General features: G+C 46.8%; 22 protein-coding genes. 20 read left to right on the top strand and 2 right to left on the bottom strand.

Translation table 11 applies throughout. From position 1 onward, the window contains the following. Nucleotides 1-134 precede the first annotated feature (134 nt). Together ARB69_RS17025 and ARB69_RS17020 are read left to right on the top strand one after the other, a co-directional pair. Nucleotides 135-1,220 carry an SH3 domain-containing protein gene (locus ARB69_RS17025; RefSeq protein WP_050639141.1) on the top strand — a complete coding sequence of 362 codons (1,086 nt, stop codon included), beginning with the start codon at nucleotides 135-137 and terminating at the stop codon, nucleotides 1,218-1,220. Between the two features lie 538 nt (nucleotides 1,221-1,758). Beyond that, nucleotides 1,759-1,965: a DUF1858 domain-containing protein gene (locus ARB69_RS17020; protein WP_025653782.1), complete on the top strand. Its 207-nt coding sequence runs from the start codon at nucleotides 1,759-1,761 to the stop codon at nucleotides 1,963-1,965. A gap of 155 nt (nucleotides 1,966-2,120) precedes the next feature. On the opposite strand, the gene ARB69_RS17015 is transcribed toward ARB69_RS17020, so the two are convergent. Beyond that, nucleotides 2,121-2,843, bottom strand: a complete 723-nt coding sequence (locus ARB69_RS17015) for an adaptor protein MecA (RefSeq protein ID WP_055154422.1) — start codon at nucleotides 2,841-2,843, stop codon at nucleotides 2,121-2,123. Nucleotides 2,844-3,428: 585 nt separating this feature from the next. Between ARB69_RS17015 and ARB69_RS17005 the strand changes: the two genes are divergently transcribed. From ARB69_RS17005 to ARB69_RS16920, 18 genes are all read left to right on the top strand, one after another. Next, complete coding sequence (locus ARB69_RS17005; protein WP_025653779.1) at nucleotides 3,429-3,656, top strand: hypothetical protein; 228 nt, start codon at nucleotides 3,429-3,431, stop codon at nucleotides 3,654-3,656. Nucleotides 3,657-3,795: 139 nt separating this feature from the next. Then, entirely contained in the window at nucleotides 3,796-5,736 is a 1,941-nt protein-coding gene (locus tag ARB69_RS17000; protein WP_055154421.1) for a glycosyl hydrolase family 18 protein, read from the top strand. A 117-nt stretch (nucleotides 5,737-5,853) separates the two neighbouring features. Next, a complete protein-coding gene (locus ARB69_RS16995; RefSeq protein WP_055154438.1) occupies nucleotides 5,854-6,552 on the top strand; it encodes an N-acetylmuramoyl-L-alanine amidase family protein in 699 nt (232 codons plus the stop codon). 63 nt (nucleotides 6,553-6,615) lie between these two features. Then, the gene (locus ARB69_RS16990) at nucleotides 6,616-8,142 is read left to right on the top strand and encodes an L-threonylcarbamoyladenylate synthase (RefSeq protein WP_055154437.1); all 1,527 of its coding nucleotides are present in this window, start codon (nucleotides 6,616-6,618) and stop codon (nucleotides 8,140-8,142) included. After that, a complete protein-coding gene (upp, locus tag ARB69_RS16985; protein ID WP_055154420.1) occupies nucleotides 8,142-8,771 on the top strand; it encodes a uracil phosphoribosyltransferase in 630 nt (209 codons plus the stop codon). Before ARB69_RS16990 ends, upp begins: the two co-directional genes overlap by 1 nt. A gap of 30 nt (nucleotides 8,772-8,801) precedes the next feature. Further along, on the top strand, nucleotides 8,802-9,290 hold the full coding sequence (locus ARB69_RS16980) for a deoxycytidylate deaminase (RefSeq protein WP_050639136.1): 489 nt from the start codon (nucleotides 8,802-8,804) through the stop codon (nucleotides 9,288-9,290). A gap of 140 nt (nucleotides 9,291-9,430) precedes the next feature. Next, nucleotides 9,431-9,643 (top strand): pro-sigmaK processing inhibitor BofA family protein, encoded by a 213-nt coding sequence (locus ARB69_RS16975; RefSeq protein ID WP_009004566.1) that lies wholly within the window; start codon nucleotides 9,431-9,433, stop codon nucleotides 9,641-9,643. A 238-nt stretch (nucleotides 9,644-9,881) separates the two neighbouring features. Further along, on the top strand, nucleotides 9,882-10,811 hold the full coding sequence (locus ARB69_RS16970) for a hypothetical protein (RefSeq protein WP_055154419.1): 930 nt from the start codon (nucleotides 9,882-9,884) through the stop codon (nucleotides 10,809-10,811). 44 nt (nucleotides 10,812-10,855) lie between these two features. Then, complete coding sequence (locus ARB69_RS16965; protein WP_243143823.1) at nucleotides 10,856-12,019, top strand: CpaF family protein; 1,164 nt, start codon at nucleotides 10,856-10,858, stop codon at nucleotides 12,017-12,019. Between the two features lie 43 nt (nucleotides 12,020-12,062). After that, nucleotides 12,063-12,725, top strand: coding sequence for a type II secretion system F family protein (locus ARB69_RS16960; protein ID WP_154253282.1), 663 nt, complete (start codon nucleotides 12,063-12,065; stop codon nucleotides 12,723-12,725). 3 nt (nucleotides 12,726-12,728) lie between these two features. Next, complete coding sequence (locus ARB69_RS16955; RefSeq protein ID WP_055154418.1) at nucleotides 12,729-13,961, top strand: immunoglobulin-like domain-containing protein; 1,233 nt, start codon at nucleotides 12,729-12,731, stop codon at nucleotides 13,959-13,961. Nucleotides 13,962-13,974: 13 nt separating this feature from the next. Further along, nucleotides 13,975-14,175: a Flp1 family type IVb pilin gene (locus ARB69_RS16950; protein WP_055154417.1), complete on the top strand. Its 201-nt coding sequence runs from the start codon at nucleotides 13,975-13,977 to the stop codon at nucleotides 14,173-14,175. Further along, nucleotides 14,175-15,545, top strand: coding sequence for a DUF5702 domain-containing protein (locus ARB69_RS16945; protein ID WP_055154416.1), 1,371 nt, complete (start codon nucleotides 14,175-14,177; stop codon nucleotides 15,543-15,545). The genes ARB69_RS16950 and ARB69_RS16945 overlap by 1 nt, the downstream gene beginning before the upstream one ends. Before the next feature lie 108 nt (nucleotides 15,546-15,653). Then, the gene (locus ARB69_RS16940; protein WP_055154415.1) at nucleotides 15,654-16,451 is read left to right on the top strand and encodes a hypothetical protein; all 798 of its coding nucleotides are present in this window, start codon (nucleotides 15,654-15,656) and stop codon (nucleotides 16,449-16,451) included. Then, the gene (locus ARB69_RS16935) at nucleotides 16,439-16,867 is read left to right on the top strand and encodes a prepilin peptidase (RefSeq protein WP_055154414.1); all 429 of its coding nucleotides are present in this window, start codon (nucleotides 16,439-16,441) and stop codon (nucleotides 16,865-16,867) included. The genes ARB69_RS16940 and ARB69_RS16935 overlap by 13 nt, the downstream gene beginning before the upstream one ends. 8 nt (nucleotides 16,868-16,875) lie before the next feature. Further along, nucleotides 16,876-17,304 carry a TadE family protein gene (locus tag ARB69_RS16930; protein ID WP_055154413.1) on the top strand — a complete coding sequence of 143 codons (429 nt, stop codon included), beginning with the start codon at nucleotides 16,876-16,878 and terminating at the stop codon, nucleotides 17,302-17,304. A gap of 6 nt (nucleotides 17,305-17,310) precedes the next feature. Then, nucleotides 17,311-18,093, top strand: coding sequence for a DUF6382 domain-containing protein (locus ARB69_RS16925; RefSeq protein ID WP_055154412.1), 783 nt, complete (start codon nucleotides 17,311-17,313; stop codon nucleotides 18,091-18,093). A gap of 167 nt (nucleotides 18,094-18,260) precedes the next feature. Then, entirely contained in the window at nucleotides 18,261-18,872 is a 612-nt protein-coding gene (locus ARB69_RS16920) for a rhomboid family intramembrane serine protease (RefSeq protein WP_055154411.1), read from the top strand. Between the two features lie 15 nt (nucleotides 18,873-18,887). Here ARB69_RS16920 and ARB69_RS16915 read toward each other — a convergent pair whose 3' ends face one another. Continuing rightward, nucleotides 18,888-19,619, bottom strand: a complete 732-nt coding sequence (locus ARB69_RS16915; protein WP_055154410.1) for a sensor histidine kinase — start codon at nucleotides 19,617-19,619, stop codon at nucleotides 18,888-18,890. Nucleotides 19,620-19,621: the final 2 nt, after the last annotated feature.

Here is a 19,621-nt window from a genome sequence, read left to right as displayed (position 1 = left end):
GTAAATTGAAAATAGGGTAAAAACGGTTGACACAATGCTAAGGGGTTGCTATAATAGCATCGTAACAAATTTAACAATTGTGTAACATTTAGAACTTCCTACAAAAGATAAAGACACTTACAAGGAGGTTTTATATGAAAGCAATACGTATGAAGCAGAAATTGATTCTTTCTGCTTTAGCAGGAGCGATTTTGGTTCCGGGGAGTGCAATCACGGTCCGAGCGGCAGACAATTCTACTGAGAATACGCCGGTCATACCAGTTGCAGGAATCGAATCGGCAGTAAAAGAATGTTACCAGTCAGAGGTCAAAGAAAACATCGACCTGTATCTGGTACCTAATAACGAGGGTGAGTATTTGAATATGGCATTTTCTAATGTGAGTGATTATGCTTACATTAGAAATGCCCCAGATGAAGCAAGTGACTGGGTCGGCAAGCTGTACAGCGATTCGTCGGCAGAAGTACTTGAATATAATGGAGACTGGACAAGGATACGGTCCGGTTCCGTAGAAGGTTATGTACCCGCAGAGTGCCTGTATACAGGCAAAGCAGCCCAGGAAAATGCAGGAAATTACGAACAGCAGCATGCAACGGTAACAGCAGACGTGCTGAACGTAAGAGACGGACAGAGTACGGAGGCCAATATTCTGACGAGGATTCTGGCCGGCCAGCAGTACGAGGTGACCGGCGAAGCAGTAAACGGCTGGTATCCGGTCTATGTCAACGGTACGTCAGGCTGGGTATGCGGCGATTATGTAAGCGTAGAGAAGCAGTACAGCTATGCGGAGTCAAAAGATGAAGAAAACGAACGCATAGCCGCTGAAGAGGCGGCAAAGCAGCAGGAAGTCCAGGAGGCGGCTGCAATGCAGGTTCAGGCGTCAAGTGGACAGGCCGTTATTGATTATGCCTGCCAGTTCATCGGCAACCCCTATGTATGGGGCGGCACGAGCCTGACAGAAGGCGCTGACTGTTCCGGGTTTGTACAATCCGTATATGCACATTTTGGAGTCAGCCTTCCGCGTACGACGTGGGATATGGAGTCCGTCGGAACACCGGTCAGCTTAGAAGAAGCGATCCCGGGAGATATCGTATTATATGACGGGCACGTGGGATTATATATGGGTGACGGCAATATCGTCAATGCAATGAATGAAGCCGACGGCATTGGAATCTGCAGTGCTACCTACACACCGATCATTACAATACGAAGGGTAATATAAAAAGTATTAAATTTAAAGATTTGACAAAAAAAACTACACTTCAAAAAAAACTGCATTTGAAGTGTAGTTTTTTGTTAGACATCTTGACACAGGATATCTAAAAAACGCGAATAATGTGATAAATGTGAAAAGGATGGCATATACAAAATGCACAAAAATGTAAAAACATGTCGAAACTTTGGGAAAGGTAGTTTTCAACTTATCCACACTCAAAACTCAAAAAAACGTGGAAAAATCTAGTTTTTATAAAAGTTATACACATTATCCACATAAAAACATGTGTTTTTGGTGGATTACTTTTATAAAAAAAAGAACGAACGTTTTGTTAAGTTATGATGAATTTAATTTTTTGTCGAAAAAAATCAGCAAAATGATTGACTTTTGAGTAGTCAAAAATTGAAAATAATTGTTCGAACAATTCAGAAAATAGACCGGAAGTGTGTCGGTGTTTTATAAGGATTTTACATTTTAGGCGGTTGATTATTATAAAAATTGGGATTATAATAAAAGGCACTGAATAATAAAGGAGGAAATAGAAATGGGACAGATTTCTAAAAGTACCACAATAGGTGAATTATTAAATATTTACCCGGATGCAGCACCTATTTTAATGGAGATAGGAATGCACTGCCTTGGATGCCCGTCAGCACAGATGGAATCTCTGGAAGAGGCTGCAATGGTACATGGCATTGATTCTGATTTGCTTGTGGAAAAGATTAACGCTTCCATGAAAGCAAACGGTTAATAAAAAAGGGCCATGTGCGGAAGATTCTGCATAAAAAACCCCTGCAGGGATCAATAGAAACCTGCAGGGGCTTTTTTATATAATAGTAAAGTGACAGGCACTTCCTATTATATAAAACCCTCTGGGGGATGTACACGTTGCCCCAGGGCATATAATCAGATTACGGCCAGATTCTGTACTGCATCTGCAGATACCATAATATCGCAGTGCTCTTCCAGAAATGCAAGCGCAGCGCCGGATGCCTTTTCGATCGTACCATATTCGGAAAGCATATTGCATATCTTGTTGAATTCATTATTTGAATGGTCTGATTGAGTCAGCGCAAGTATATAAGATGAATTCTCCGTGTCATGGTACAGCGTATTAGAACCATGGTATACAGGTTCAAGAAGATGGGCAACCTGGATTACCCGGTCCATACTGTCGAAAGAAAACAGGCGAACATTGAAAAGTGCTGGCGCGTCCGGTACGGTCGCCGCATTGCCTGTTTCGGACGCGGCTTCTTTTACCTTATTCAGCAGATTTAGAAATTCTTCCGCCCCTTCCAATTTTTCCAAGGCTTTAGCGGTGCTGGTCATACCAGCCTCGCCAAACGGAGTGAACTTGGAAAATCTCGTGTCTAATTCCTCCGGGTCCTCTACTTTTGTAATGATCAATACGATAGAGTCCGCAGAAGCAGGTATAGCTTCTATCATCAAAGGGATGTCTTCTGCCTCAAAGCCAAAGTCGAAAGACGCCTGCTGCATCATGTCTCTGAATAAAGACTTTGCTTTTTCCGTGCCGTAGGCCAGCTCGCTCAGCTTGAGATGCCTGGCTGCCAGGTCGGCGTGTGTCAGGGTACAGCGAATCTGATTGTCATTCAGTTTTTCGATCTTCATATTATCACATCCTTACGATTGGGATTTTAAAAAAAATATATCTTCTCACTATTAGTATAAACAAAATTAAAAAATATGTAAAGAAAAACTGTAAAGAGTTTATAGAGAGTTTATACTACTTTGGTACCATGCCCGCCGCAGGAACATTCGGACGGCATATTTTCCAGTTATCAACAAATGTGGAAGGCTTATAAACAATAAACACATTGAAATAGCCGGACACGCTCTCTATAATGGCAGTTACAGAAGATAGTATTCCAGGATAAATATATGTCTATACGAAAGGAGGTACAGAATTTCATTCGGATTTTTGAATTCATAAAGGAAATCCTATCTAAATATATTTCCGGACATCTTTACTCATGCATCTTTTCATGATCACAGGAAGGCCGTGGAATATATTTCAGGAAAATCACATGTCCCATTCAGGGACGCAATCATCAGATATTCTTAAAGAGGAGGGAACTGCGGGTTCATACTATCTTCCATGCTGCACCAGTCCGGCGGTACGTCACGAGGCCTTCGGTATGAAAGAAGCAGGCAGCGGCTGTTATTTATCCGAATCCGCAGGGAAAGGAGTGAGCCATGGAAATTGGTGACACAGCTCATTTATACAGAGATTTATACACAGAGCTGGAGAATTATGAAAAGCACGGTGTGAATATGCTCATGGACGGCTGTCAGGCCAGCCCGCTGCAGATTGTGACGGCGCATATGATCCGTGAGGAAGGGTGCTATATGCGGGATTACGTTCTGGATCCCAAAGGATACATAGAATCACTCGCTTTTGTAAATATTAATGGAAGCAATTAGGCAGAGAATCCCCTCATTCTGCCGGACAGCCGGCAATACAGGCTGCCGCGGGCATACGTCTAAAAACTTTGTAAAAAGACAAAATACTAATGACGTATGAAAAAAATATGGTATAATAAGGTCTGATAGGAGGTGCGGCATGGACGAAAGAGAAAGAAGAGCTGAGTATGCCCGAAGGCGCAGCCAGCAGAATGCACAGAGAAGACGCCCAGCCAGCAGTGACCAGAGACCGGGGAGTTCAAGACCAGTGAGTACGGGGCCGAATGGCCAGGGACCAAGGAGAAAGAGCAGCCGGGCAAGGAGAAGAAGACGCAATCTCATCATAAGGATGATTCTTTTAGTTGTTCTGGTTATTATAGCATTAGGCGGATTCGTATTCTGGAAAAAATACGGCTCATCAAAAGAGAAGGCTGATTTGAAACAATATTATGGGATACAGAATAACGATGATCTTGCGGTGGTAGTGGATGACCAGATCATGGGCGCCCTGGATGCAGGAACGCAGGAGAGCAGTTCTGCAGGCGGAAAGTTTTACGATGGCATACCCTATGTGGAGTATTCCGTGGTCCGTAATTATATCAATGAAAGATTTTACTGGGATTCTAATGAGAATATCCTGCTCTATACCCTTCCGAACGGCAGCGTATCTGTAAGCGTCGGCAGCAAAGAGTACACCGATATTAAGGAAAAGAAAAGTGAAGACTATGTAATTCTGAAGACAGAAGGTAAGACTGCATATATTGCACTTGCATTTATACAGCAGTATACCAATATGGAATATAAAGTATATGAGAACCCTGACAGGGCGGTTATCGACTGCAATTGGGGAGAACAAAGCGTATCTGAGCTGAAAAGGGACACTCAGGTCAGATACCAGGGCGGTGTAAAGAGCCCGATTCTGACAGAGGTGAAAAAGTCAGAACAGCTCAGGATACTGGAAGATGAGAATGACTGGATGAAGGTCCGTACCAGCGATGGATTCATTGGTTATGTCAAGACAAGTTCGCTGAAGAAGATCACAAAAGAGACCCGGTCCAGGGAGTTCCAGGAGCCGGATTATACGAATATTTCTACCGGTTATACAATTAATATGGCCTGGCACAATGTGGAGAATGACACGGCGAACAGCTATGTGCTGGAGACAATTGCCAATACCAAGGGTTTGACAACGATTGCACCGACCTGGTTCAACATAAGCGACACGGACGGGAATATCTCGTCTCTGGCTAATTCCGAGTACGTGAACTATGCGCATCAGTCAAATCTCGATGTGTGGGCTGTGCTGAGAGATTTTCATGGAGGTATAAGCTCTTACGATGAGACCTATGCAGTCTTAAGCTATACCTCAAAGAGAGAGAACCTGATCAACCAGGTAATCGGAGCTGCGCTGCAGTCAGGCATTGACGGCATCAATCTGGACTTTGAGCTTATATCCGCTGAATGCGGAGAGCATTACATTCAGTTTGTACGTGAGATGTCCGTTAAATGCAGGCAGAACGGCCTTGTATTTTCCGTGGATAATTATGTCCCCATGCCGTATAACGAGCACTATAACCTGAAGGAACAGGCGGTTATGGCGGATTATATTATTATTATGGGTTATGACGAGCACACGGAGGGATCCTATGAAGCAGGCCCTGTGGCATCTTACAATTATGTGAAGGACGGAATAGAAAACGCACTCAAAGTTGTTCCGAATACAAAACTAGTCAATGCAATTCCATTTTACACAAGGCTGTGGCTGGAGACTCCTAAGACAACGGCAGAACTGGAGGAGGAAGCAGGCACAGAGGCGGCGCAGTATCCGAACAAAGTGACGAGTACGGCCATGGGCATGGACGAGGCAAATCAGACATTACAGTCGGCAGGCGTTCAGGCCGAATGGGATGATAAGACGAAGCAGAATTATGCACAGTGGGATACCGATGGCGGAACTTATAAGATTTGGCTTGAGGACAACCAGTCCATTGAGGAGAAGCTGAAGCTGATCAAGAGCAATAATCTGGCCGGAGTGGCTGAGTGGCGGCTCGGCTGGGAGAATTCAGGTATTTGGGATCTGATCCTGCAATATGTGAACTAGAGCATTTTGCCGATGTACCAGAGTGCGCGTGATGATACGCCGCATTCCAGAAATATGAAAGAAACATCCTTTTTCTGCATATACTTAGGAATAGTATATGAGAAAGGGGATGTTTTTTTGCGCCGTAAAATAGGAATACTGGGACTGATCGTGCTGCTTTTGTGTGCAGTAATAGGGAGTCAGAAGGCAGGAGAATTCCTGTACAAGAATTATATGGGAAGCGAGGGCAAAGCGACTGCGGCAGCGGCTAAAAAGGGTGATAAGCCGTTGATTGTCATAGATGCCGGACACGGCGGTTCTGACCCGGGCAAAGTAGGCGTCAATAAAGCACTGGAAAAGGATATTAACCTGGCGATTGCAGGCAAGGTAAAGACACTTTTGGAGAAACAGGGAGTGAAGGTGATCATGACACGTGAGGACGAAAACGGAATTGCTGATTCAAAAGCAGAAGACATGAAGGAACGGGTGGCGATTATCAACCGGGAAAAGCCGGCTCTTGCGGTCAGTATACATCAAAACAGCTATGAAGGAGAAAGTATACATGGCGCCCAGGTATTCTACTACACGCATTCTAAGGGCGGAGAGAAGGCGGCCGGCATCATGCAGGAGGCCCTCCTGGCTGTTGATCCGGACAATAAAAGACAGGCAAAGGCGAATGATACATATTATATGCTGAAAAAGACCGAGGTGCCTGTCATTATTGTAGAATGCGGTTTTCTGAGTAATTATGAGGAGGCGGAAAAACTGGTGGATGGAGCATACCAGGATGCTCTGGCAGAGGCCGTCTGCGCGGGGATTTTACAATGTCTGGATTAGGACTGCATCTTATTTTGTGAAAGAGAGTTTTTTTTTAGGTTGATTAATGGTATAATGAAGCCTATGAAAACTATAATAAAAAAAGTGGATAAGAATCAGATAGACGAAGACGTGATACAGGAAGCAGGAGAAATACTGAAAAGAGGCGGACTTGTTGCATTTCCCACGGAGACAGTCTATGGACTGGGAGCAAATGCACTGGATGAGGAGGCAGCAAAAAAAACTTATGCAGCAAAAGGGCGTCCGTCAGACAATCCGCTGATCGTGCATATTGCAGATGTGCAGGCACTTGATGAGATCGCGGTGAACATTCCCCCTGTAACAGAGGAACTGGCATTCCATTTCTGGCCGGGGCCTCTGACTATGATTTTTGAAAAAAGCAATATTGTACCAATGGGAACGACCGGCGGCCTTGAGACGGTTGCTGTGCGTATGCCGAGCGACCTGATCGCAAGAGAGCTGATACTTGCAGCAGGAGGGTACGTGTCTGCGCCCAGCGCAAATACGTCCGGCCGTCCGAGTCCCACAACGGCACAGCATGTGGCAGAGGATCTGGACGGTAAGATCGATATGATTTTGGACGGCGGTAGCGTGGATATCGGGCTGGAATCCACCATTCTGGATATGACAGTGACGCCGCCAATGATTCTGCGCCCCGGCGCCATTACGGCAGATATGCTGGAGGAAGTCATCGGTGCGGTCAGCGTAGATGAGACCATACTTGGAAGCGAGAGCACACAGGCGCCCAAAGCTCCGGGAATGAAGTACCGCCATTATGCGCCCAGAGCCAGGCTGATGATCATGGAGGGCACTCTGAGAGAGGAAGTGCTTGCGATCCGGCAGTTGGCCTATGAGGCACACCGCAAAGGGCAAAAGGCCGGGATCATTGCGACCAACGAGACGATGCCCTTTTATACCTATGGACTGGTAAAGAATCTGGGATCACGGGAAAATGAGAAGGCCATTGCAAGGAATCTCTATGCGATTCTCCGGGAATTTGATGAGGAGGATGTCAGCGTAATCTTCAGTGAGTCCTTTGCCGCGCAGGGGATCGGCAAGGCAATCATGAACCGGCTGGAAAAAGCGGCCGGGCATGTGATGCTGCCTGCCGCCGCAATTGTGAAACAGCAGAAATACAGACGCATCGTATTCTTAAGCAATACCGATACAAGCAGAGGCCCCATGGCAGCGGAACTTCTGCGCTGCCAGGATCTGGAACAGGAGTACGCCATAGATTCCAGAGGGCTCATCGTCCTGTTTCCTGAGCCTGCCAATCAGAAAGCCGAGGCAATTATGAAAAGCGGCCAGATGAGCTTGGAAGGCCATTCATCCATTGCTTTCTCTGAGGAGGATCTGCAGGAGGATACGCTGGTTCTGACAATGGATGAGAACCAGAAGTGGAAGGTGGTATCCGAGTATGAGAACATAAAAAATGTCTATACTCTAAATGAGTTCGCAGAGGATGATACAGAAATACCAAATCCTTATGGACAACCATTGACAGCATACGGAGAATGCTACGAAATAATATCGATGTTAATAAAAAAATTAACAAATAAACTTAATACACTTACTAAAGGAGGAGAATGATGTCAGAAGTACACATTATGGATCATCCATTGATTCAGCACAAAATCAGCTATATCCGCAGGGAAGAGGTGGGGACCAAGGAGTTCCGGGAGGTAGTCGGGGAGATTGCCGGCCTGATGTGCTATGAGGCTACGCGTGACCTGAAGCTCCGGGACGTGAAGATTAATACACCTATCTGTGAGACGATCGGTAAGGAACTGACCGGTAAGAAACTTGCCGTGGTGCCGATTCTGCGCGCAGGCCTTGGGATGGTGGACGGGATGCTCTCTCTGATACCCGCTGCAAAAGTAGGACATATCGGGCTTTACCGTGATCCGGAGACTTTTGATCCGGTGGAGTATTACTGTAAGCTTCCGGCGGATTGCGATGAAAGGCAGGTCTTTGTCGTTGATCCGATGCTGGCAACGGGCGGCTCCAGTACGGCAGCGATTCAGATGCTGAAGGACAAAGGAGTGAAAAGAATCCGCTTCATGTGTATTATAGCAGCGCCTGAAGGTGTGGAGAGGATGCAGAAGGAACACCCGGATGTGGATTTGTATATCGGCGCTCTGGATGACCATTTGAATGAGCATAAATATATCGTACCCGGACTGGGGGACGCGGGAGACCGTATTTTCGGAACGAAGTAATAAGTGCAAAAACGAAAGGAGAGGATAGATATGTCTGACAAAAGAAAGGATTATCTTTCCTGGGATGAATACTTTATGGGGGTGGCAATGCTTTCGGGCATGCGTTCCAAAGATCCGAATACGCAGGTAGGATGCTGTATTGTCAGTCAGGATAATAAGATATTGTCCATGGGATACAATGGGTTTCCGATCGGATGTTCAGACGATGAATTTCCTTGGGCAAGAGAAGGGGATGATCCCCTGGAGACAAAGTACGTATATTCTACGCACAGCGAGTTAAATGCCATCCTGAATTACAATGGCGGCAGCCTGGCGGGGGCCAAGCTGTATGTCTCCCTTTTTCCGTGCAATGAATGCGCGAAAGCGATCATTCAGTCCGGGATAAAGGAAGTCATCTATGACTGTGACAAATACGCCGACACTCCCGGTGTGCTGGCATCCAAGCGGATGATGGACGCGGCGGGGGTGCGGTACCATCAATACCATAGGACCAGCCGCGAGGTGAAGATTAAGCTGTAGACAGGCTCCGGAGAATTGTCCCCATGTTATCCCCCGGGTCGTGCAGAACGTATTATTTTACGGACTGCGCGGCGCGGGGGAATATTTTGTCACGGATTTGAATAGGATATCATATATGCTGATCCGGAGGATGTGTGAGTATGGAAGGAAATAAATGGGGGAATATGGTTGTGAACTTTGTGATCCGTGCTATTTTGGGCATGGGGCTGATTTATTTTATTAATCAATATCTGCTCCCTGGGGATAATGCTTTGAATGTGGGGCTGAATGCAGTGTCCTTTTTGACAACCGGAAGCCTTGGTATTCCTGGCGTGTGTCTGCTTTATGGAATTTTGTTCTATCAAAATTTGTGAGGTTTTCACAAAAAGTAATTTATTTGAAAAGAAGTATGGACATTTTAAAAATCTGTGTTTATAATACGATTCACACAGCAGTTGTTCGAGCTGCTGTCTTCATTCAGGCGCCGGATCGTGGTGCCGGATGTATCTTGGGTTGGGACGATGAACTAACCATCATGTAAGAATCATGCTGCATATTCGCAGCGGTATTTTCAAACGTTGTTGTATTAAAAATGAAAAAAGGAGGGACAAGTTGCATCCAAAGAATTTTGTAATATGGGATGCGGAGCAGGAGTACGCAAAGAATCTTATGCAGGCCGTAAGCTCTCACAGGGAGCTGGGGTTTCAGATGCACCTTTTTCAGGACACAGAGCATTTGGAGGCATTTTCACAGCAGAAACAAGTCCACATCCTGCTGCTGGGGGAAGACTGCCCGCCCGAACAGAGGCAGCAGATGAACGCTGACAGGCGTTATGTATTGATTAAGGGGGAAGACAGCGGGCTTCTTCCGGAAGAAAGGGGGATCTTTAAGTATCAATCCGCAGATAGGATCCTCAGCCTTATCCTGGAGGAGGCTTTGGACGGTGAGTTCATGCAGGGGAGATACAAAGGCAGGGGAGAGGGTCAGCTGATTGGTGTTTATTCTCCGGTGCACCGGATCGGAAAGACTAAGTATGCGCTGGAGCTTGGCAGGGAACTCTCCAAAGAAGGGCCGGTTCTGTACCTGAATCTGGAGGAGTATTCCGGGACAAGCTATTACTTTCAGGAGGAAACGGAACATAACCTGACGGATCTTTTGTATTATCTGAGGCAGGATAAGGCGAATATCGGACTGAGAATAAGCGCCATGGCCGGCAGGTCGGGAGCGCTGGATTATATTTCGCCGATGCCGGTTATACAGGATCTGAGGGCGGTTGAAGAGGCAGAGTGGCTCAGACTGTTTGAAGCCATTTTTGATCAGTCCATTTATAAATCTGTGGTCCTGGATCTGGGGGACGGTGTAAACGGTCTGTACCGCATACTGAGGGAATGCCGCACAGTTTATACGCTGTATACGGATGAGCCGGTCTCTTTGGCTAAGCTGAAGCAGTATGTTGAGAACCTGAGGCGGACGGGCTATGAGGATGTGCTGGAACATACCGTACAGAAACGGGTTGGGAGAAAGGCTGGTGAGGAGGCATAGAGCAGTTAGAACAGTTATACGACAGAGTGTTGCAGGAAATGGATATGGGCAGGGAGATGGAGGATGATGAACTGCTGGATCTCATACACTCCGTACTCAACCAGGCGGGAGGAGAAACTTACATACCACTGCAGGAAAAAATTAAGCTGAGCAGAGAACTGTTTCATGCATTCAGAAAGCTGGATATTCTTCAGGATCTGATCGAGGACGATGATATTACGGAGATTATGATCAACGGCACAGATCACATTTTTCTGGAGAAAGGAGGACAGATATTCGAATCGGACAGGCACTTCCTCTCTCCGGAAAAGCTGGAGGATGTCATACAGCAGATTGTATCCGGAACGAACCGGTATGTGAACGAAGCCTCCCCCATTGTTGACGCAAGGCTGGAGGACGGATCCCGTGTGAATGTGGTATTAAAACCTGTGGCATTGAACGGTCCCATCATGACGATCCGGAAGTTTCCGAAGGAAAAGGTAACAATGGAGCAGCTCATTGCGTGGGGCAGCATAAGCAGTGAAGCGGTGGAGTTTCTCAAACTCCTGGTGCGTTCCAGGTACAACATATTTGTCAGCGGAGGAACCGGGGCCGGGAAGACCACATTTCTGAATGCTCTGTCTGATTATATACCAAAAGATGAGCGGTTGATCACCATTGAGGACAATGCAGAGCTGCAGATTCAAGGCGTTCCCAATCTGGTCAGGCTGGAAGCAAGGAACGCCAACCTGGAGGGATCCGGGGCGGTGACCATCCGGGATCTGATCAAGTCGGCGCTGCGGATGCGTCCGGACAGAATCCTGGTCGGAGAGGTCCGGGGGGAGGAAACCGTGGATATGATTTCCTCGGCCATGCTGAATGGGCACAGCGGTTCTATGTCTACCGGCCACGCGAATAATTGTGTGGATATGCTGCACCGTCTGGAGACGATGATGATGATGGGGATTGATATGCCTTTTACCGCAATTCAGCGCCAGGTGGCTTCGGCCCTTGATATTATTATTCACCTGGGACGGCTGAGGGATCGAAGCAGAAAAGTATTGGAGATAGCAGAAGTATTGGGCTATGAAGATGGTGAGGTACAGATAAAGACACTTTTTGCGTATCAGGAGGAGGGATCAGAAGATGGCAAAGTTAAAGGACGGCTTGTGAAAGTGGAAGAGCTTGTCAACCGGGAAAAGCTGCTGGCAGCAGGATATACGCTGTAAGGAATATATACAGGCATTGATAAAGGGGATTTTACTCCTGTGCATGACCGCATATCTTTTCTACGATACGTGGATTGCGGCGCTGGCGCTTGTGCCCTCTTTATATGTCTATCTGCTGTACTGGAAGGCCAGGCAGTGCCGGAAAAAAGAGCAGGAGTTCAGAGAACAATTTCGGGTAAGTATTCAGACCATGGCTTCCGCTCTCAACGTGGGGTATTCCGTGGAGAATGCGGTGCGCGAGACTGCCCGGGATCTGAAGCCGTTGTTTCGGAAGGATAGCAGAATACGGAAAGAATTTGAGCGGATGATCCATCAGCTGGATATGAACCAGCCGGTTGAACAGGTCATGAATGATCTGGCGGCCAGGGTCAGCCAGGAGGATGTAGAGAACTTCGTAACGGTATTTGCTGCGGCAAAGCGGACCGGAGGGGACAGCATAGCGATACTCAAAAGCGCGGTCAGGGATATCAGTGATAAGATCGAAGCGGAAAAGGAGATACAGACGCTTCTGGCTTCTAAAAAGCTGGAATTTCAGGTGATGTGTATCATACCATTTGGGATTCTGTTTTATATGAGATTGGCTTTTCCGGATTTTATGAAAGTGCTTTACGGAAATCTGGCGGGAGCCGCCCTAATGACGGGATGTCTGCTGATATATGCGGCCGCTTACCGGATGGGGGAAAAGCTGGTGGATATAGAGGTGTAGATTATGAAGAAGCGAAATACAGTGTATGGAAGAATGGGACTTATCTTTTTGGCTGCAAGCGCAATATCACTTCTGATGCTGGCTGCTGACAGCCGCCGGAGGCCGGAGCAAAATGCAGAAGGAAAAAGCGTACTTGCCCGTGGTAGCCACGGTGAGGGAAGTAAAAAGGTGGAACTGGAGGCCCGGGTAGACGGAGATAAGGCGCCGTTGATTGTACAGGTCGTAGAGCAGCAGTATCAGAAAGAGGAACTTCCGGAGATATTCGAGAAGGCCGGAGAACGTCTGGAAAAGGCTGTGCTGGGGGAAAATAAGAACCTGGATGAAGTCAGGCATGATCTGACACTGGTGGATCAGGTGCCGGGTATGGGAATCAATGTGTCGTGGGAGTCCGGAAATTACGAAATCGTAAATCTGCTGGGGGAGCTGCAGCAGGAACATCTGCAGGAAGAAGGTACGTTGGTTGAGCTGCATGCAGTTCTTACATATGGCGGGGAGGAGGCTGTACATACCTTTTACGTAAACGTCTTTCCCCCCAGGCTAAACGAAAAAGAACAAAAGATGCAAAAAGTGCAGAAGGCACTGCGGGAGGCAGAGCTGGCCGCTCCGGAAGAAAAATATCTGATTCTGCCGGGCAGCGTGGATGGGAGTAAAATAACATGGAAATATCCGGGAGAGTCCCGGGCAGCCGGACTATTCGTTCTGGGAATCGTAGCGGCAGCGGCAGTCTTTTTTCTGGACAGGCAGAAACAGAAACAGATAGTAGAGGAGCGGAAGAAACAGTTGTCCACAGACTACCCACAGCTGATCAGCCAGTTCACCCTGTTCCTGGGAGCGGGCATGAGCGTTCGCAAAGCATGGTTCAAGATGGTGGAAGAGTATGAAAAAAGAAGGGACAGAAAAGGTCTCCGGATTGCCTATGAGGAAATGTCCTATACGATGCACGAGATTCAGGGCGGCGTCACAGAAGGTGAATGCTATGAAAGGTTTGGCAGCAGGTGCGGTCTGCCGGCGTATCGAAGGTTCGGCGCACTCCTGTCACAAAACCTGAGGAAAGGGGGCAGAGGGATGAATGAACTGCTCAAAAGGGAAGCCGCGGATGCTTTGGAAGACAGAAAAAAACAGGCCAGGAGGCTGGGGGAAGAAGCCGGAACAAAGATGCTGGGGCCGATGTTCCTGATGCTGGCGGTAGTACTGATTATCATTGTAGTTCCGGCATTTTTTACGATACAGATCTGAGAGGAGGAAACAGATGAAGAGAATTGTACGGAGATTAAAACAGAGATTGTACAGGGGAAAAGAAGTTTTATGTGACTCTACGGGGCTTTCTGTAGTAGAGCTGATTTTAATATTGGTTGTAATTATCGCGTTAGTTTTAATATTTAAAACACAGCTGATCAGCCTGGTGAACTCAATTTTTGAGAAAATAACAAGTGAAAGCTCAGGTATTTAATGGGGAAGCGGGGTGAGATAACGGCATTTTTGAGTCTTATTTTTGTTCTTCTTATCTCATTTATCACAGCGATTCTGGAGAGTACGTCTATCCAGGTGGCAAAAAATCTAAAACGTCTGGACGCCGACCGCGCTGTGTTCTCTGTATTCGGCGAATATAGCAGAGAACTTCTGGAAGAATATGAGATTCTGGCAATTGATGGAAGCTATGGTACGGATTCTTATGAAGAGAAATATCTTACAGACCGTATGCACTACTATGGCACAAGCGGTATGGAACATGATATCCAGGGGATTCAGTACCTGACTGACAGAAACGGAAGCGCATTCAAAGAGCAGGCGCTTGCCTACATGGAAGAGACATACGGAATAGCCGCCATACGTGAACTGGCTGGGCGGACTGGCATATGGGAGGTACAAAAGATGCAGGGAGAAGAAGCAGACAGGCAGGATTCGGAGATCAATACGGAACTGGAAGAGATCTTGGCAGACAGCGGCAATGCGCTGCCCGATGAGGAAAATCCCCTGCCGCATGTAGCCGAACTGAAAAAATCAGGAATCCTTCAGCTTGTACTGCCGCAGGATTACCAACTCTCAGACAGGCAGATTGCTCCGGGGGAACAGCCAAGTGGTAGGAATCTGCGGTTTGGCAGGGGCAGCTTCTATACAAGGCAGGGGATGGAAGGCGTAGAAGAGCGGCTGCTGTTTCATGAATATCTGATCAAAAAGTTTGGCAACGCGGTAAATCAAGTAAGTGAAAAACGCAGTCTGAGCTATGAACTGGAATACATACTTTCGGGTTGTGCCTCGGACCGAGAGAATCTGGAAGCAGTCGTGAAGAAGCTTCTTGGAATCCGGTTTGGGATGAATTATCTTTATCTGCAGACAGATACTGCAAAGCAGGCGGAGGCAGAAGCGCTGGCGCTTAGTCTTTCGACGCTTGCAGCGCTTCCGGCTGTATCAGGAATTGTGAAACAGGCGCTCCTTGCAGCCTGGGCATTTGGAGAAAGCCTGTTGGATCTGCGTTCTTTAATGACGGGGAAAAAAGCTGCTCTGGTGAAAGACAGCACAAACTGGCAGCTGTCGCTCTCGTCTCTTTTGACGCTGGGAACTGGGGAGGACCTGCAGGAGGGGGCGGATGCCGAGGGAGGGATCTCCTATACCGATTACCTCAGAATCCTTCTTTTTTTAAAAGCGGAGGACGTTTTGGTTATGAAGGCGCTGGACCGTGTTGAACAAAACATGAGAACGGAAAAGGGAGATTTGTCTTTCTGTGCAGACGCCTGTATCGTCCGGCTGAGAGTCCAGAATAAAGCAGTTATTCGTGAGGGGCTGACCTACCAGTTTCCGCTATATTTTGGATACAGATAAAATTTTGAACCCAATGCAGATGCCCTTTCTTCAAACCCTGCCGGCGCATCCCTTCCGGCAGGTAAATATATCCCAACCGAAAAAAATATAAAGAAAGGAAAAACTGCGATGACACAATCAAATGAAAACCCACCCAACTCGAACATAGAAAGGGCATCTGCATTGGGTTCAAAAGCAAGCGTTACTATAGAAGCGGCACTGGCGGTTCCCGTATTTTTATTCGCGGTATTGAGCCTGGTTTATTTGCTGGAAATACAATCTGTAAGAACATGTATCCGAAGCGCTGTACAGAGCGCAGCTAAGACAGCCGCGGAGGATACGGTTATGCTGCCTGTCGTGAATCTGGTCAAATTCCGGCAGGATATCGTAGAAGCCGCGGGAGCTGAGCGCCTGGACCGGAGCATTCTGGCAGGAGGCAGTTCCGGGCTGAACTTAAGCAGGACATATATGTCTGTACTTACGGGGGAGATTCATGTCTCTGTGGAATATGCCGTAAGGATTCCGCTTCCGCAGTTCACGAATATGAAAGCAAAATTCAGGGAAGAAATGAGAATAAAGGCCTGGACCGGTTATTCTAAAAGGGATGGAAATTCCGACGGAGAGGAGATTGTATATATCACGGATACGGCTTTGGTTTATCACGAGGACTATCAATGTACATATCTGCAGCTGTCTGTCCGGTTTGTGCCGTACTCAGGACTTTCCGGAATCCGCAACGAGGACGGCGGCAGGTATTACCGATGCGAAAAATGCGTACATGGAGATGCTTTTGCCGGAGTTTATATTACGAATACAGGAGGAAAGTATCACAATTCATTAAGCTGCAGTGGACTCAAAAGAACCATACATGCAGTAAAAAAGTCAGAAGTTGGCTTGAAAGGAGGATGCAGCAGATGCTCGAAGTAAGCAGAATAGGATGCGGCGTATACTTGTGCATCTTGTCAATTATAGATATTTGGACCAGAAGGATTCCTCTGTGGTTTCTTGCGGCGGGAGGGGCTGCGGCTGCCGCTGTCCGTATCTGCCAGACGGGGCCTCTTGATTTTTCTGCATTGGCAGGCGCTGTTACAGGTGCGGTATTTATAGTGGTGAGCAGGGTAACAAGGGAAGGTTTTGGATATGGGGACAGCCTGCTTATACTTATTCTGGGGGTATATCTAGGCTTCTGGAATCTGCTGGGTGTCTTGTCCGGTGCTTTCCTCTTTTCGGCGCTGTTTGCAGCCGCCCTTTTGTTATATAAAGGATTTGACAGAAAGGCGGGATATCCGTTTATCCCGTTTTTGCTGGTATCCTATTTTCTATGGATGTGTGGCGTACAATGAGACTTAAAATGGAAGACGTAATAAAGAAGAAAAGAGAGCTGAATGGAAGTGTGACAGTGGAAATGGCATATATTCTTCCGATTGTAATTTTTATGATTATTTTTACAATATATATCGTATTCTACTGGCATGACAAAAACATATTGCTGGGGGCGGCAGCGGAAACGGCGGTGCTGGCGGCCCAGTCGGACAGGCAGCAGGGAGGCAAAGAACCAGATCTGCAGAGTTTTTACCAGGAGCGCACTGCGGGAAAGCTGATCTGGCTGAGGCTGACAGACGTTGAAGTTGAGCTGGATAGAACCCGGGCCAGAGTTACGGCCCGTGCAGGCAGGGGCAGGATGCGTGTACAGGCAGTACAGATCACCAGGATACCGGAACCGGAGAAAAAGATAAGAAAGAAAAGACACTTAGAGTCTTTGGCAGACCAGGAGGAATAGACAATTATGAAGACAGGTTATGAAAAAGAACTGAATAGGGTAAGCCTGCACATAGATATCCCACGTTTGTATGAGGAGGATTATCAGATACATATGCTTCGGGAAAATAAAATACCCGGCCTGCTCGAAATAGCAGGGTGCGGAATGGATGGGAAGAGCAGATACAGTTACACGGTGACGGGTTTATTGTCGATGAAATCGTTATTTGAGGCATCTGCAATTAAAAAGGAAGATATGCTGGGATTTGTGAACCGGCTGATGGAAGTGGTTAAGGCACTCCGGCGCTTTATGCTGAGCCCGGACGGCCTCTTACTCTACCCTGAATTTATGTTTTATGGTGAAGATACATGGTATTTCTGTTATCTGCCGGGCCGAAAAAAATCCCTCTGTGAGGCTTTCCATGTAATAACCGAATATTTTGTCCGGAAGCTTGATTATGAGGATACGGAAGGCATTATGCTGGCTTATGAGCTTCATAAAGCAACGCTGCAGGAGAATTATGATCTTGAGAAAATTATGGATGAATACAGGATTCACGAAGAAAAAAGACGCGGACCAGAACCTGAAAATGCGGATACCCCGGAGGACGGGGAGCAGCTGTCCCCGGAAAACCTGTTTTCTCTTGAGGAAGAAGAATATGAACCGGTTGCCGATGTGGAGACAATCCGGGAGATAGGAGGGCATTGGAGCCCATGGAAGAAAACTGCAGACCGTTTAAAAAAGACAAAATGGGGCAGCTGGAAGGACCTGATTCTGGAAACAGACGGGAAGGAAGAAGAGGATATGTGAGGTTATAAAATCTAAAACAATAAGTAAAGGATACATGGTAATATACAAAAGCATCTCATTCGGAGTAAAAAATTGACAATTTTGTATCAGGTGCTTGATTCTTTCATAGACAGAAGCGCAGAGAGCTATTATAATATAGAAGAGCAGTTAAGAAAAGGAGAACCATCTTGGAGAGAAATCAAAAAGCAGTGTGCACCACCGCATTGATTGTAATTAATATTGGAGTATTTCTGGTGCTTTCTGTTATGGGAGCTACGGAAGATACGCTGTTTATGCTGGAGCATGGGGCTATGTACGGGCCTTATGTTGTGGAAGGGCATCAGTATTACCGGATCTTTACCTGTTTGTTCCTGCATTTTGGTATCGAACATCTGCTGAACAATATGGTACTGCTGGGAGCGCTCGGCTGGAACCTGGAGCTGGAGACCGGCCGGATCAAGTTTCTGATTATTTATTTTATATCAGGGCTTGGGGGGAATCTGCTTTCATTGTGGATGAATATGAGTACAGATAAGATGGTGGTATCGGCAGGGGCCTCAGGAGCCATATTCGGTCTCATGGGAGCGCTGCTGTGCGTAGTCTTGAAAAATCATGGAAGAGTGGGAAGGCTGACAAACCGTGGACTTTTGGTTATGGTAGTCCTGAGCCTGTATTTTGGCTTTACAAGCTCAGGAGTAGATAATGCGGCCCATGTTGGCGGTCTTGTCTGCGGGTTTGTGATGGCGGCGGTTCTGTACCGCAGGCAGCGTGGCGCGGCTGGTACAGTATTCTATGATTAATTCAGCAATACTGTACTATATGGGAAGAATGATTGTAAACGTGGAACCTTCGTCCACTTTGGAGTCTACCGATATGGAACCACCATGGGATTCGATGATTCGTTTGGACAGTGACAGCCCAAGGCCTGTCCCACCCTCTTTGTAGGTTTTAAACGGTTCAAAGATGTAGTCTATGATTTCTTCCGCAATACCGCATCCGGTATCCTTGCATTGAATTGTCAGAGCGTCATTATGACGGCTGGCCGAAAAATGAATACGGCCTTCACCTGTTATGGATTCTTTTGCATTTCGAAGAAGGTTTAAGAAAACCTCTTCCAGCTTGACCTTGTCACCAGTGTAATCGCCCAGACCGGTAGGAATAGAGGATGTGAATTCGATATCGGAATCTTCGCTGTCGATAGAAATCGCAAATGAGACGGCAATGTTCTTTAGGAGACGTTCGATAGAAAAGACAGAATAGTGCAGAGTATCGCCATTATTAAAAGTAGAAAGCTCGTTTAACAACTGACACATAAATTCTACATCATCGATCGTCTGACGCCAGTGTGGAAAATCACGTACTTCAGGATGCTGGATTTCCATAACCTGCAAGGACGAGGAAACAAGTGTCAGAGGATTTCGTATTTCATGAGCAATTGCGGACACCGTTTCATGATGATTTTCTAACAGCTGACTAATGATCTGTTTTGCATCATGGTTTTCCTCCATGAGAGTGTTCATTTTATTGATGTCAACATTATGTAACATAT

Origin of the sequence: Faecalicatena contorta (genome assembly GCF_001404335.1) — a bacterium.
GTDB classification, from domain to species: Bacteria; Bacillota; Clostridia; order Lachnospirales; family Lachnospiraceae; genus Faecalicatena; species Faecalicatena contortus_B.
Note: the sequence above shows the minus strand (reverse complement) of the source record. Positions and strands in the feature narration are given on the sequence as shown.